At 47.4% G+C, this 13,881-nt stretch carries 11 protein-coding genes; 4 read left to right on the top strand and 7 right to left on the bottom strand.

Annotated elements, in window-relative coordinates:
- Both QGP82_RS19730 and QGP82_RS19725 read right to left on the bottom strand, forming a co-directional pair.
- Complete coding sequence (locus QGP82_RS19730) at nucleotides 1-726, bottom strand: DUF8692 domain-containing protein (RefSeq protein WP_163659998.1); 726 nt, start codon at nucleotides 724-726, stop codon at nucleotides 1-3.
- 23 nt (nucleotides 727-749) lie between these two features.
- Nucleotides 750-1,910, bottom strand: coding sequence for a hypothetical protein (locus tag QGP82_RS19725; protein WP_163659997.1), 1,161 nt, complete (start codon nucleotides 1,908-1,910; stop codon nucleotides 750-752).
- A gap of 59 nt (nucleotides 1,911-1,969) precedes the next feature.
- On the opposite strand from QGP82_RS19725, the gene QGP82_RS19720 reads away from it, so the two are divergent.
- The gene (locus tag QGP82_RS19720; RefSeq protein WP_163659995.1) at nucleotides 1,970-5,131 is read left to right on the top strand and encodes an alpha-mannosidase; all 3,162 of its coding nucleotides are present in this window, start codon (nucleotides 1,970-1,972) and stop codon (nucleotides 5,129-5,131) included.
- 361 nt (nucleotides 5,132-5,492) lie between these two features.
- Here QGP82_RS19720 and QGP82_RS19715 read toward each other — a convergent pair whose 3' ends face one another.
- The 4 genes from QGP82_RS19715 to QGP82_RS19700 form a co-directional block, all read right to left on the bottom strand.
- A complete protein-coding gene (locus QGP82_RS19715; protein WP_163659992.1) occupies nucleotides 5,493-5,894 on the bottom strand; it encodes a single-stranded DNA-binding protein in 402 nt (133 codons plus the stop codon).
- 102 nt (nucleotides 5,895-5,996) lie between these two features.
- Complete coding sequence (gene glgA / locus QGP82_RS19710; protein ID WP_163702928.1) at nucleotides 5,997-7,472, bottom strand: glycogen synthase GlgA; 1,476 nt, start codon at nucleotides 7,470-7,472, stop codon at nucleotides 5,997-5,999.
- Between the two features lie 199 nt (nucleotides 7,473-7,671).
- Nucleotides 7,672-9,828, bottom strand: a complete 2,157-nt coding sequence (gene ppk1, locus QGP82_RS19705; RefSeq protein WP_163659987.1) for a polyphosphate kinase 1 — start codon at nucleotides 9,826-9,828, stop codon at nucleotides 7,672-7,674.
- Between the two features lie 661 nt (nucleotides 9,829-10,489).
- Nucleotides 10,490-11,182 (bottom strand): hypothetical protein, encoded by a 693-nt coding sequence (locus QGP82_RS19700; protein ID WP_163702927.1) that lies wholly within the window; start codon nucleotides 11,180-11,182, stop codon nucleotides 10,490-10,492.
- A gap of 121 nt (nucleotides 11,183-11,303) precedes the next feature.
- Between QGP82_RS19700 and QGP82_RS19695 the strand changes: the two genes are divergently transcribed.
- The 3 genes from QGP82_RS19695 to QGP82_RS19685 all read left to right on the top strand — a co-directional run bounded on the left by QGP82_RS19695 (nucleotide 11,304) and on the right by QGP82_RS19685 (nucleotide 12,719).
- Nucleotides 11,304-11,501, top strand: a complete 198-nt coding sequence (locus QGP82_RS19695) for a ribbon-helix-helix domain-containing protein (RefSeq protein WP_163659983.1) — start codon at nucleotides 11,304-11,306, stop codon at nucleotides 11,499-11,501.
- 307 nt (nucleotides 11,502-11,808) lie between these two features.
- Nucleotides 11,809-11,967 (top strand): DUF4278 domain-containing protein, encoded by a 159-nt coding sequence (locus QGP82_RS19690; RefSeq protein WP_163659981.1) that lies wholly within the window; start codon nucleotides 11,809-11,811, stop codon nucleotides 11,965-11,967.
- 257 nt (nucleotides 11,968-12,224) lie between these two features.
- Nucleotides 12,225-12,719: a cupredoxin domain-containing protein gene (locus QGP82_RS19685; RefSeq protein WP_163659979.1), complete on the top strand. Its 495-nt coding sequence runs from the start codon at nucleotides 12,225-12,227 to the stop codon at nucleotides 12,717-12,719.
- A gap of 39 nt (nucleotides 12,720-12,758) precedes the next feature.
- Here QGP82_RS19685 and murG read toward each other — a convergent pair whose 3' ends face one another.
- A complete protein-coding gene (gene murG, locus QGP82_RS19680; protein ID WP_163659977.1) occupies nucleotides 12,759-13,844 on the bottom strand; it encodes an undecaprenyldiphospho-muramoylpentapeptide beta-N-acetylglucosaminyltransferase in 1,086 nt (361 codons plus the stop codon).
- Between the last annotated feature and the right edge of the window lie 37 nt (nucleotides 13,845-13,881).

Here is a 13,881-nt window from a genome sequence, read left to right as displayed (position 1 = left end):
TCAAAAGTTCTGAAATAGTTGACCTGTGCGATCGCTAGTGTTTGATGGCGGATTGGCCATAGGAAATTTGGTAAGGGCTAATTTTGCTGATTGCCAAACGTAGATGCTTAGATTAACAAGGCCAAGCAACTTGGTTCCGTCTTCTAGCATGATGGGCGTGCCAATGCCACGAATGGGTAAAAAATCCGCCGCTGCCGAAAAGACCAGTAAAGCGCCAGAAATTAGCAGTAATCGATAGGGTGTTGTCAAAATAGTGCGCCAGAAGCAGATTGCGATCGCTACTCCAACGCTACTGTAAAGCCCATACATCAAAATTTTAGGAACATCTAATAAAGAATAGAGAATAAGAGTTATCCGAAATGCATCATCTGCTAATAACAGAGATAAAAATATACCGAAACAGCTTAAATATCGACGCAGTTGCCGATGACGTAACAAATGGGCGGTAAAGAAACAGAGTGCAATGGGGAAGCACCAAACAATTTCGGAAATCTCGGTGAGAATTCCTTCATAGGGTATGGAATAGGGCTCACTAAATAGCGTAATCAGTAAGTCAATACCCGTTGATCGCCTGAGCGTTCGCCCTGCCGAGTATCCGTTAAGTATGGTTGAGACTTTGATGTAGGCTGTGAGCAGGGCAAATGGAACGATAACTGCCAGATTTAGCAGTAAGGCTGTGCGATGAGTTTGCATAGCGCGGCACAGGCGATACCAAATTTTGAGCATGATAGGTGGCAGGATGCGTTAGGTTATCCCATGTTAGCTCTACCCTCAAGCCATTGTTGCCAACGATGTTCACACCAAGTCAGAACCCGATCTAACCAGCGCAGCATCCTTTCTAAAGGATGCTCTAAGTAGCTAACGTCATTGATGTTAGCTTCAAACGCATGGGGATCTTTGCTGGATAGGCGACGGGCACTGTAGGTATGGGTTGCACCACTTGATAAGCGTTGAGCCCGTGTTTTAACAGTACCTTTCGTCGCTGAAGACGGGTAAAAAACACGAGAGCGAGGTTGAGGATTGTTTGTTTCTAGAGGGGGCAGACTCAGGGCTTTTGGACCCGGTGCCACCTGAGCCCAGGCTTTTCGAAACTCCATCGGTAAGGCGGCAATAAAGACAGCACCAATGGCCAGAATTGTTTTAGCTGATAATTGCTTGGTTTTACGGGGGACAATGGTTCTCGATTCCCGATAGGCGTTCATGACGCAGGCAATGTAGTGTTTTAGGTCTGCCTGTTGTTCAGGGGTAAAAATATCGAAGACCTCATTGCTTGGGTTCACTAGAACTATCTTTTGAGTTTCGATAGAAGATGCCAGAGTGGTGCCATTTTGAAGCAAATCCGCCCTAGCTTGTCGCCGCATTCTTGCAGATTGAGCCACAGCTAACCCTTTAGATCTGTATTGAGGTTTAGCAGACGTTACGAGGTGACTCTGTTTTCTTTGGATGTTGGTAAGAGCAGCGGAACCCCTAGTAGATAATTGGCTCCCTGGAAGTTGTTGCCTTATCCGTTGAATAACACCAGATAGAAGAGATTGTGCCTTGCTTAATAGGCTACCTGAAGGGGCGATTACTAGCTGGGATGAGTCTTCTGAGGAGAGCAGTTGTTGTGTGTGGGTCAAAATTGCAGTGAACGAATGCTCAAGGTCAGTAACATTGCCCTGAGCACGAGTGGTGGGGACAGTGGGTTGGCTGCTGCTAGTGTCAGGGGTATTATTGCTGCCCAGGGCAAAATTTGCTCGTTCTAATGCCCGCATGACGACATAGATGGGAAACACTGCGACCTGCGCACCCCAGGTGGCGGTTGACTGTAGCTGCCGCCAAGCTCGATCTTGTCGTTCTAACCCCTGCTGCCACTGCTGCAGGACGAATCTGAGTAATTTGCTTTTGTAGGGGCGAGACGACGATGGCATAGTTGTATGGCAAGTATCCTCAGATCCTTGATCAATCTTAGTTCGATCTTAGCGGAAGTATGAACGCCCCTATCTCATTTGTGACGAACCTGATTCAAGAGCTGCGGTCCTACAGTCAGCAGGATGTGCAAATGCATTGGCACGGTTTGTATGAGGATATGGGGGGCAGCCTGACAGCGGCGATGGAACAGGGGCCTCAATGGGATGTGATGCCGTTGAATGAACGTCATCACATTGCTTGGTCTCAGGGACGAGTGCTGTTCTTGTATCAACGGTTTACGGTGCCTGATACTCTGAATGGCTATCCCTTAGATGGTTTGACTCTGCGTTTAGTCACTGCTTGGTGGGCTGAAGATGCACAGCTTTATATTAATGGTGAGTTCGTCCAGGCGGGGGATTTGTTCGACTTCTTCACGCGTCTTTGTTTGAGTGAGGCGGTGATGCCGGGACAATCGTTTGAGGTGGTGCTGCGCCTGGCAAGTCCGAAGCATGATGCAGGGGCGTTGGTGCGATCGCATCTAATTTATGAGGCCTTAAATCACGCCATCAGCCCTGAACCTGGCTTTGTGGCCGATGAATTACAGGTGCTGCATTACTATTTGCAGACGTTGACGCCAGAAAACTTGCCTGCAGTGACGGATCTTATTACTCAAGAGTGGCAAGCCAGCAATGGCGATTTACATCAGCGTCTTGCCCACTTGCGCCAATGTCTGTTGCCCTATGGCGATTGGCTGAAACAGCGGCAAATTCACTGTGTTGGCCATGCCCATTTAGATTTAGCTTGGCTGTGGCCTGTGGCTGATACCTGGCAAGCGGCAGAGCGCACCTTTACCTCGGTTTTGACACTACAGCAGGAGTTTCCTGAACTGATCTATACCCACTCTAGTCCGGCCTTATTTGCTTGGTTAGAAACCAATCGCCCTCAACTGTTTCGTCAAATTCAGCAGCAGGTGGCTGCAGGGCAATGGTCTATTGATGCAGGGCTGTGGGTTGAACCTGAGCTGAATATTGTCAGTGGAGAAGCGATCGCACGACAGATCCTCTACGGTCAGCGGTATTGCCAAGAAAAGTTTGGTACCCGCAGTTTAATCGCATGGCTCCCTGATACTTTTGGTTTTTGTTCGCAGCTGCCCCAGCTACTCAAGCTAGGCGGTGTAAATATATTTGCCACCCAAAAACTCCGGTGGAATGACACCACCCAGTTTCCCCATGAGCTATTTCGTTGGCAAGCCCCCGATGGCAGTGAAATTTTAGGGTGGACGTTACCTCCTATTGGTACGGATTTTGATCCTGTCCAGATGGCAGAGTATGCCGCGCAGTGGGAACAGAAAACAAATAGCCCCCATGCATGTTGGTTACCTGGTGTCGGTGATCACGGCGGTGGCCCCACCCGTGACATGTTAGCTAAGGCGCGACGCTGGCAAGAGTCTCCATTTTTCCCCCAGGTGAGATTCTCAACCCCAGTCAACTTCTTAAAGACTGTATCCCATGCTTTACCCCACGCTGATTATCCCAGTACAGACATAGAACAAACGTTTTTTACTAGTCAAATTCTTCCTGCTTTACCCCTATGGAATGATGAGCTATATCTGGAGTTGCATCGCGGATGCTACACAGCCCACAGTGATCAAAAGCAACAGAATCGTCGCGCAGAAGATTTGTTATATCAGGCGGAGCTATGGTCAACGATAGCGCAGATAAAAGCTGCACACCCTTATCCTAAAGATAGCTTAGAGGCCGCCTGGAAAGGGTTGTTGTTTAATCAGTTCCATGATGTTTTGCCAGGCTCATCGATTCCGGAAGTCTTTCAAGATGCAAACCAAGAGTGGTCTAAGGTGGAGAGCTTAGGGCAAGAGGCATTGGTCAATGCATTAGAGACCCTATCCGGTCAATCATTACCAGAGCAAGGTCAACCATTGTTTGTGTTTAATGCCCATGGCTGGTCACGCACGGAGGTTGTGACTGCAACATTACCGTTAGGCCAGTGGCAAATTATTAATTGCGAAACCAAGCAGCCAGTGGAGTATGAGGTGCATCGAGCAAGTAACCCATTAGCTAAAAAGGCTAACGAAGAGAGTCAGGTTCTCAGCTTTTTAGCCGCTGATGTGCCAGCAGTGGGCTATCGATTATATGCGCTCGTGTCTGATGCTTCAGAGAAGAGAGACGACCAAAACTCAGATGAACTTGTTTTAGATAATGGGTATTTACAAGTTGTTGTTTCTCCAGATACTGGAGACATTGCTTCCTGTATTCATGTGGCGACGGGACGAGAGATTTTTAAGGCAGCGGCAAATCAGTTGCAGTGTTTTGAAGATAGTGGTCAGTATTGGGACGCATGGAATATTGCGCCAGACTATGCCGATCATCCCGCTGCCCCTGCAAAGCTGTTGGAGATAAAATGGATTTCTCGTAATTCTGTTCGCCAGTGCTTGCGTGTTACCCGTCAGCTCAATATATCCACGATTGTTCAAGAGTATTGTTTGGAAGCGGCGTCTCCTTTGCTAAAAGTGGAGACCTGGGTGGATTGGCAGGAGACGCAGGTGGTGCTCAAGGTTAATTTTCCGACCACTGTGGAGGCTGATCAGGCGACCTATGAGGTGCCCTTCGGTGCCATTGAGCGGCCTACAAAACCGATAACTGACCATGAAAAAGCAAAGTGGGAAGTGCCTGCTTTACGCTGGGCTGATTTGAGTGATGATACATTTGGCCTGAGCATTTTGACAGACTGTAAGCATGGGTTTGATGCCCAGCCAAGTCAGTTAAGACTGACCTTATTAAAGGCTCCGCTATGGCCTGATCCAGGTTGCGATCGCGGTCATCATCATTTCACCTATGCCATTTATCCCCATGCAGGTTCCTGGCAATCGGCCTGCACCCCCCACCATGCTCGGGCACTCAATATTCCCCTAAGGACTTACCTTCCTAAAGCAATGACATCCTCAAATCGCTCTACTCCTGTTTCGACCAGCCAGAGCTTTTTCAGCTTGGAATCCGATCACCTCATCCTGGCCGCACTTAAACCGAGCGAGTCAGATCCAGAGAGGTTTATAGCTCGATACTACGATGCCTATGGAAGATCATCTGCGAAAAATGTGTCCATGACGAATAGTTTAGGGCTCACGGTAGGAAAATCCCTTAATCTACTGGAAGAGCCTACAGAGCCATCCACTGCTCGACCTTACAAAATTGAAACTCGTTGTCTTTATTCGCAAGACGTATGATATGAAACCCTGATTGATAGCGTTCGATATTTAAGGGTATCCACAAGGGACTGCCCCTACAGGAGTCTCCATGTTTAATCGGGTTTAATAAATTCGGATTGGGTATGAGAAGCATAAAGGCCGAATTGTCAATGACGACAACTCGGCCCGTTTCTGTATATGGGTGTAGGAATAGGGGGTGGGTTACATATAATTTGTTTGTCTACACACTAATTCATCCCAGATGATGTCCATCAGCTAACACTTGAGCAAAGATCGCTTGAACTTTCTTTAAAGACGCTGGAATGTTTCTTTCAAAGGCATTAAAAGCTACTAAGTCACCTCAAAAAACGCTACATAGGTTCGCCGTAAGACTAGGTGTTTATACAGCTACAGGAGTTTTGTCGTTAGCTCTTTGATCACTATGATTGTTGTCCCTATTAGGGTCTTTTACTACATCTAAGTCAATATCGAGAACCTTCATAGTGAGTCCTGCTTTGGGCGTGCCATCTGTCTTTGATACATAGGGTGTGGGCTCTACACTCCCCGTACAAATAATGAGTGAACCTTTTTTCAAAAAAGCTAGGGTGCGCCAGGCGGGAGAGCCTTCCCAAATATTTAATCTCACGGTAAAAGACTCATTTCTATCTTTCACCCCGCGCACATAGATAGTGGCACTAGCTACCTGAGCTTGACGACCACTGCGGAGGTCGACAGTTTTAACAGCGGCGTCAGCAGCTAAGTTACCGCTAACAGTCCACTTGTTTAGGCCAGCACTAGACATGGCAAATAAACCCCTTTTGAGATGACTAGGTGTGCTATCTCAAAATGCCCACCCTGGCCAAAGGGGTTTGTATTGCTTGTGATATCGATTTCTGTTGTTAGCTTAGCGGTGACGGATTGAATCGTAGATTTTAACGTATTGTTGGCCAGGGATATGCCATGAATAGTCATAGGCCATGCCCTGGCGTTGTAGCGTTTGGAAACCTTTGCGGTCGGTGTACCAAAGATCTAACGCCCGATCTAATGCTGACTCTAGAGCATAGTTATCTGACTGGTAGAACACAAAACCATTGCGTTTTTCAGGCGGTTTACTTTCGTCATAGTCAATGTCAAAGACAGTATCCACGAGGCCACCGACACCACGGACCACCGGAACAGTGCCATATTTAAAGCTAATCAACTGAGTCAAACCACAGGGCTCAAAATTACTCGGCACCACAATCATGTCCGCACCAGCATAGATCAGGTGTGATAGTTCCTCGTTGAATCCCAGCTCCAAATGGCAGTTAGGATTATCATTTTGGTGAGCTTTTTCGTAATGGAAATGGTCATTAATACTGGCATTAGTGGCTGAGCCCAGCAGTACAAACTGAGCACCCCGGTCGAGGGCTCGGTACATGGCGTGGTGCACCAGATGTACACCCTTTTGCTCGTCCAGGCGACCAATAAAAGCGACGAGTGGTTTGTCATCATGGCTTAGCATCAGCCGTTCGCGTAGCGCTTTCTTGTTGTAAAGCTTATGGTCTAGCGTATCGGGGGTGTAGGGCTCGGGAATGTAAGTATCAACCTTAGGATTCCATAGGTTATAGTCGATGCCGTTGAGGACGCCCTTAAACTTATGCTGGTTGATATGAAGCGTTTGGCCTAAACCATAGCCAAAGTCTCCATGGTGTGCTTCCCAGGCATGGTGGGGTGAAACGGTGGTAACAGCATTGGAGTAAGTAATCCCACCCTTCATGTAGTTGAGGGCGAAGGGGTTAAAGTTATCCTGTAGCCGCTCATGATTGAAGTAGTAGGGTTCGCGATTTAGACCCGTCGCCCATAGCACCTCGGTACCAGCATTGCCTTGGTGCTTAAAGTTATGGATGGTATAACACACCCGCTGGTGCTCCATGCCATGATACTTATAGATTTCGAAAAGCATCACCGGCACTAGACCTGTTTGCCAGTCATGGCAGTGGATGATATCAGGTCGCTTATTGCTTTGCTGTAAAAACTCTAGGGCTGCCTTACTAAAGAAAGCAAAGCGCATAGGGTCATCATCGCAGCCGTAATACCGGCCACGGCGGAACCAATTGTCTTTGTCGTGGGGCTCAATAAAGAAACAGAGACGTCCATGCACCCATCCGCAGTGAACATCACAGCGAACTTCGGCACCATACCAGGGCACTTTGAGATCTTTGTAGGCATCGTGTAGACCCCAAATGTGGTCGTACCGCATGCAATCGTATTTTGGCAGAATCAGCTCTACTGTATGGCCGGATAATTCCAACTCGCGACTCAAGCCATAGACCACATCCCCTAGACCGCCGGCCTTAATCACCGGAGCGCATTCGGAGGCGATTTGTACGATATACATGTTTACCCCTCGCTGCTTATAAAAATGGATTTTTAATGTATGAGCATTTTTCTTAATAGGAACAAATGCACTATAAGATGAGCATTTATTCCTATTAAGAGGATATTGTATAGAAACATGAAGCCTTCCGCACTGTCTATTTGATGTAGTTTGATGCGGAAACGTAATGATCTCGGTGTGAGTTAGGTTATGACTGGCTTTAGGACATTCTTGCAGTAGCACGTTGCATGAGCTGTTGATGGGAGCTACGCTCAGGTTCATCAGAGTGAGGGTGGCGTTGTGCATAGCTGCCATCAGACTGCATTTCCCAGGCTTGACGGTTATCTGCCATGAAAATGGCTAGCAGTTCCTTGAGTTCATCCACCAAGCTTGATTCTTCGATAGGAGTCACGGCTTCGACCCGTCGATCTAGATTGCGGGGCATCCAATCGGCACTGCCGATATAGACTTCTTCTTGGTGATTATTTTGAAAGTAGAAAATCCGAGAATGCTCTAAAAATCGGCCAATAATGCTGATGACGCGGATGTTTTTGCTAACCTCAGGAATGCCGGGTTTGAGACAGCAAATGCCACGAATGATGAGGTCGATCTGAACGCCTGCTTGGGAGGCTTTGTACAGCCAACGGGTCATCTCAGGATCAACTAACGAATTCATTTTGGCAATGATCTTGCCGGGACGTCCTTCTAGGCAATGGTCGATCTCACGTTGAATCAGGCCAATCATGCGATCTCGAAGTGTAACCGGTGCCACCAGTAGCTTGCGATAGGCTTTTTGGTGGCAAAAGCCAGTCAAATAGTTAAACAGATCGGACAAATCCGCACCCAGAGTTTCTTGACAGCTCATGAGTCCCAAATCAGTATAGAGCTTAGCAGTTTTGGGATTGTAATTGCCGGTGCCAATATGAACGTAACGACGTAGCTCATCGCCTTCTTCACGCACGACGAGAGCTGTTTTGGTGTGGGTTTTTAACCCTAGCACCCCATAGACAACGTGAATGCCTGATTGCTCTAAGCGTCTGGCCCATTCGATATTGTTCTCTTCATCAAATCGGGCCTTTAACTCAACCAGTACTGCTACCTGCTTACCATTTCTCGCTGCCTCAATCAGTGCGTTAACGATGGGAGAATCCCCAGATGTTCTGTACAGAGTCATTTTGATGGCCTGCACTTGAGGGTCATGGGCAGCCTGGGTGATCAGAGTTTGCACCGAGGCATCAAAGGCTTCATAAGGATGGTGAAGCATCAGATCCCCATCTCGAATAATGGAAAAAATATCCGGGTGAGTATCGGGTAGATCTAGAGCTTCTTCAACGTCTACTTCATGGATAGGTTTGAGACGCGGTGGGATAACAGCTACCCAGGGAGAATCTTTGATGTCTGGTCTGGAGATAGACAGAAAAAAAAAGAGATCCTGCAGGTTGAGTAAGCCGTCTACTTGGTAGATGTCAGTAGGGCTAATTTTGAATTCTTGAATCAGAGAGTCTTGTAGTTCCTGGGGAAATGTTGATGCTACCTCAAGACGAACGACAGATCCTTCCAGTCGACGTCTGCTAATCTCTTGCTGAATGGCTAGTAAGAGATCGTCAGCTTCTGCCTCACGTACGGGGAAGTCGGCATCTCGGGTAATCCGAAACAGATGACTACTGAGAATAGTCATGCCTGGAAACAAAGCCTCCAGGTGATGAATGATGATATCTTCCAGGGCTACACCTACCCAATGAACTGACTCACCATTAACAGTTGTGAGTTCGTCTGGCAAACTAATGAACCGAGGCAGGTTGTTCGGCACTTTGATTCTGGCAAAGCGACGTTCTTGGTTCTTGGGGTCTTCAATTTCGGCGGCAATATTGAGGCTGAGATTGGACATGCGGGGGAAGGGATGGGCAGGATCAACACCCAGAGGAGTCAAAATTGGAAAGATGCGGGAGTCAAATAATTTGGCGAGGTGAGACTTTTGTTCTTTGCTGAGTCGATCGTAGGTGAGAAGATGGATGCCTTCGTTAGCCATTTGCGATCGCATCTCACCCAAGAAATACTCATGTTGTCGTTGCACAACTGGTAATAGGTGACTATGAATACGCTCTAGCTGTTGTTGAGGTGTCAGACCATCTGCCGGAGTCTTTGTAATATTTGCTTGTGCCTGTTCCAATAGGCCAGACACCCGTACCATGAAGAATTCGTCCAGGTTGGTACTGAAAATTGCTAGAAATTTGAGGCGTTCTAGCAGAGGCGTTCTCTCATCAAAGGCCTCGTGGAGCACCCGGTCGTTAAACTGCAACCAGCTCAGCTCTCGATTGCAGTAATAATCAGGGTTACGCAGATTGGGGATCGTTTGCTTCTTTACAGAAACGGTCATTATGGGGGCTCCTCAAGGTAATCCTTGACTTAATGGGGGCTTTTCCCTTTGATACCGCAGATTTGAATAGCTGCAACGACAGGATTAAATTGCTTAACTATCTTGGCTGCTACGCAAACGATATCGGGAGATGTCAGACTATAATCTGTCGGTAAAGAAAAGGTTATGGAACGGGGCAAATAACTAAAAAATGGTTGTCTAAGACCGATTTCTGGGTGTTTTAAAAGTAGGATGGATGGGGTGTGATCACAAACAAGTCACTGCTTTAGTTCGCCTGTACTTGTTTTCGGATGCCATGCCAACCTATTCCTTAAGAAAGGTTTCTATGTAGTTGGACCCATTCTTTTCGATAGCTAACCGAAAGGTATCTGGATTCTCCAGAAAAACTCATTGGTGAGCCTAAGAATCTGCTCTATGCTAGTTTGGGTGTTCCGGAGTTTGGGTGATTTAATGGCCAAAAATGGCAGATTCTATAGCTTACAGATGGCCATTATGTGGAGAAAGAGAAGTCTCCGCCCTTGTTGTTAGTGGATAAGACAGATTTGTAGCAGTGTCTAGAAACAGCCTTAGTGGATGAGGTCACTGCGGAAATAGATTTTTGTCAATGGGTTTGTGCTCAGTCTAGCTCGTCAGGTGAGTTGAGATTTAAGTTCTGCTCAATCTATTCCTGAGCCGTAATGTTATGTTGTTGATAGAAAGTTGTTCGTTTTGCGTAGCGCTCTTGACGGTAATGCTCTCGTTCTTTTGCTGTGGCTTGAGCTACAGGAGTTTTGGAAAATCCTTCAATAACTGGGTAACTTGCGCCTAAATACATCAATACCAGTTCCTGTATGTGAGTATTGTTGACCAATTCTCGTGGCAAAGTACTAAAAGCTTGGGAGAGTTTTTGTTGCGTTTCCGGTGACCTGACTTGCTCAGGTTGAGTTAGATCGGCATCAAGAGGTATTTCAGCAGGCCATTGATAGAAGGCTTGTTCAGCAAAGGCAATCAGCCATGGAGCGAATTCAGGATGATGCCAAAGGGTGATTTGATTTTCTAGAAGTGAGTTGACTAGGTCGGTGGGCTCTAGTGGTTGTGGTGCTGATGAAGGATCGGCAGTGTAGAAGTCATCTATATTATCATCGAACCAGGCATACCAAGTAGAGCTACTGCCGTGGTCTTGAAACCTGCCAGGCTGCGTAGAGTCCTCGGAGGTGGCACTGCTAGGTGTTTGATGAGTTAAGCCAAGCGTTTTTTCTTGGGCATAGCTACGGATGAGCCATGTTAACCATGGCATGAATCCTAACTTCATGGAGCTGGCTAGGATAATGTCCCGTAATGTCGCTAATGGTTGACTCAACAATTGTTTATGCATTTTGGCAGTTTAGTACAAACATTCTTTTTGATCAAGCTTATTTACATTTTTTAGTGGTGTTAAAACACAAATCGATGTCTATTTGATGTAATAAGTGTGTCTGTAGATGAGAGGCGGTATCATGGCCGCTATGACCAAACGTGTGCAAGTAACCCTTCCAGACCGCCTAGCGGAAGCTCTAGAGCAGTGGGCCGCCTATGATGGCCGACCACTGAGCAATCTTTGTGCTTTTTTGCTGGAAAAGGCAGTGCTTGATGCCAAGCAAGCTGGTGCTGAGTGGTCTGAGTCTGATAACGCCTCTGATAAGTCACGCAAGTGATTGCCAAGCCATATAAGGGGATTGTCAGGGGTATCTATCTATGAGGAAATTATCAATCGCTGGTTTAGTTCAGCTCTAGATATTCAAGAAGAAACAGTCCTGGGATGTTGGAATCTGTAAAGATAGTCATTTCCCACTCTTTCCGATAATGGAAAAAACAAGATTTAATCTTTCCGTTGGTGGAAGGTCTTAGCGCTTTTGCTTAGCCATACTATTGGCAAGTCAGGTGAGTGTTGCCCCATCGTCAGCATGCTGTCTAATGCGCTATAATCCGTCACCGCTAAACACATTTATTTGGAATTTATCCATGCAACTCACTCACCTCGGCGCACCCTACACGCCTTCTACCCAGTCCATTGAAACTGTCGAAACCAAGGCTAAACTTTCCTTCTTGGGCCGTAGGTTCAAAATGAGAGCTCCCGTTGCTATGCCGGTCACCCCCAGATCTAACCCCCTCACGTTATAGTGTTCGCTACAACGCTTAACTATAGACTCACACAGTTTCAAAACTGCTGTGTACTCTCTCATGTAATACAGATTGTCAGTGTTCATCACGACTCCCTGGTCTCTGGTTGTTTTGCCAGGGACCACTTTCTTTTGTGGCAGCCACCATAAAACGTCCTCCAACTAAGAACTGGTATTAAAGGTTCTTGCGTAGCGGGTATTGGCATTCACTCAGGCAAGTAAGATTGTTATGTAGATCCGAGTGATGGAGTCTGGGGAATGATGGTGACCCTACGCACTTGCCTCAGCGCTTTGAAGAATTGGGGACAAACTCTAGTTCTAATGGGGCTGTTTCTAGTCTTGTCTATCTTAGTACTGTCCACGAATAGCGCTTTTGCCGCAGGAGCCCCAAGCCAACAACCGATAGATACACTACAGGTGCACCTGGGTGATAAATCAGGTGCTCTGGTCTTTGAACCTGACACGTTAACCTTTGATGCTGGTAAACGCTATAAGCTGCTGCTAGATAATCCTAGCCCCGTCAAGCATTACTTTACGGCCAAAGACTTTGCGGATGTAATCTGGACTCAAAAAGTAGAAGCAGGCCAGGTCGAAGTCAAAGGTGCTATTCATGAACTGGAGCTGAAGCCTGGAGCTGAGGCTGAATGGGTATTTATTCCTCAAAAACCAGGGATTTATGAACTCCACTGCTCAATTGCTGGTCATGCTGAGGCTGGTATGGTTGGCGAGTTGACAGTAACGGCTGGCGTTTAACTGCCCCACTATTTGAGGGCATCAGATAGTGGGGCATCATCATTCCATTGTTTTTTGCAGCAGGCTTGCCACCTGCTCTGCGCTGTCACTGACGGCTAAAGCTGCTGCTGCAACCCTCATGCAGTCCAATTCTGCTGGATTTTCCAGGAGTGCTAAGACCCACTTTTGCAACGTGTCGCCATCAAGGTCTGACTGTCGATATACCTTACTCGCTCCGACAGTGCCAAAAGCGTTGGCGTTATAAGCTTGGTGGTCGTCTGCTGCAAAGGGGTAGGGAATTAAGACAGATGGGGTATGGGTCATGGCTAGTTCCGTTAATGTGCCAGCTCCGGCCCGACTAATCACTAGGGTGGAGCGCTTAAAAAGGGCGGCTACATTTTTAAAGAATGGACGATGAATGTATTGAGGGTGGTTCAGAGTCTCGGTGTCTGGATCATTGTTGCCCGTTTGATGAATTACCCAGGCACCTTGTTCCAACCAGGCTGGGGCTGCAGCCCGTACAAGCTTATTTACAGCGACAGCGCCTTGACTGCCACCAATCACAACGATTAAGGGGACATTGTCAGGGATGGAGAAATCCTGGAGACTGGCATGACTGTCAGTCAAAAACTGCGATCGCACTGGTGTCCCCACCCAGACTGTCTGCGCTTGTTTAGGCAAATACTGGCGGGTTTCCTTAAATCCAATAGCAACTATTGAGCACAAGCGGCTCAGCCAACGAGTCACTTTTCCCGGCATGGCGTTGGACTCATGCAACACAGTGGGCAACCCCAAACTGCGGGCGGCAATGATGGCAGGTGCCGCAATGTATCCACCAGTGGTAAAGACGCCCTTAAAGTTACCTCGCTGTAGCAGTCGCCGAGTCGCCAACGTGGCTTGTGCAAACTGGACAAATAGTTTTATAGTCCCTAACCCCAGTTTGCCCTGAACGCCTCCCATGCGAACCGTATGGAGGGGGTAGCACGCCGGGACAAGTTCAGTTTCTAAACGATCGGGCACACCAAGCCATTCAATTGGCCCAGTCAGATGCTCGGCAGTTGCGATCGCAGGAAAAAGGTGGCCGCCAGTGCCACTGGCAGCAATCAAAAGCTTATTGCCTTCACCATTTCCTTGTCTGTCGTCCATAATGTGAAAGACCCTGACCATCCATCAGTAACAATGG

The sequence above is a fragment of the Leptothoe sp. LEGE 181152 genome (assembly GCF_032906605.1).
GTDB lineage: Bacteria > Cyanobacteriota > Cyanobacteriia > Phormidesmidales > Phormidesmidaceae > Leptothoe > Leptothoe turfae.
The sequence above is the reverse complement of the archived record's forward strand: the minus strand, read 5'-3'. Positions and strand labels throughout refer to the sequence as shown.

Bases quoted from the DNA above. Each gene is read 5' to 3' on its own strand.
- QGP82_RS19730 (WP_163659998.1), bottom strand. From the start codon at position 726: ATGCTCAAAATTTGGTATCGCCTGTGCCGCGCTATGCAAACTCATCGC.
- QGP82_RS19725 (WP_163659997.1), bottom strand. From the start codon at position 1,910: ATGCCATCGTCGTCTCGCCCCTACAAAAGCAAATTACTCAGATTCGTC.
- QGP82_RS19720 (WP_163659995.1), top strand. From the start codon at position 1,970: ATGAACGCCCCTATCTCATTTGTGACGAACCTGATTCAAGAGCTGCGG.
- QGP82_RS19715 (WP_163659992.1), bottom strand. From the start codon at position 5,894: ATGTCTAGTGCTGGCCTAAACAAGTGGACTGTTAGCGGTAACTTAGCT.
- glgA (WP_163702928.1), bottom strand. From the start codon at position 7,472: ATGTATATCGTACAAATCGCCTCCGAATGCGCTCCGGTGATTAAGGCC.
- ppk1 (WP_163659987.1), bottom strand. From the start codon at position 9,828: ATGACCGTTTCTGTAAAGAAGCAAACGATCCCCAATCTGCGTAACCCT.
- QGP82_RS19700 (WP_163702927.1), bottom strand. From the start codon at position 11,182: ATGCATAAACAATTGTTGAGTCAACCATTAGCGACATTACGGGACATT.
- QGP82_RS19695 (WP_163659983.1), top strand. From the start codon at position 11,304: ATGGCCGCTATGACCAAACGTGTGCAAGTAACCCTTCCAGACCGCCTA.
- QGP82_RS19690 (WP_163659981.1), top strand. From the start codon at position 11,809: ATGCAACTCACTCACCTCGGCGCACCCTACACGCCTTCTACCCAGTCC.
- QGP82_RS19685 (WP_163659979.1), top strand. From the start codon at position 12,225: ATGATGGTGACCCTACGCACTTGCCTCAGCGCTTTGAAGAATTGGGGA.
- murG (WP_163659977.1), bottom strand. From the start codon at position 13,844: ATGGACGACAGACAAGGAAATGGTGAAGGCAATAAGCTTTTGATTGCT.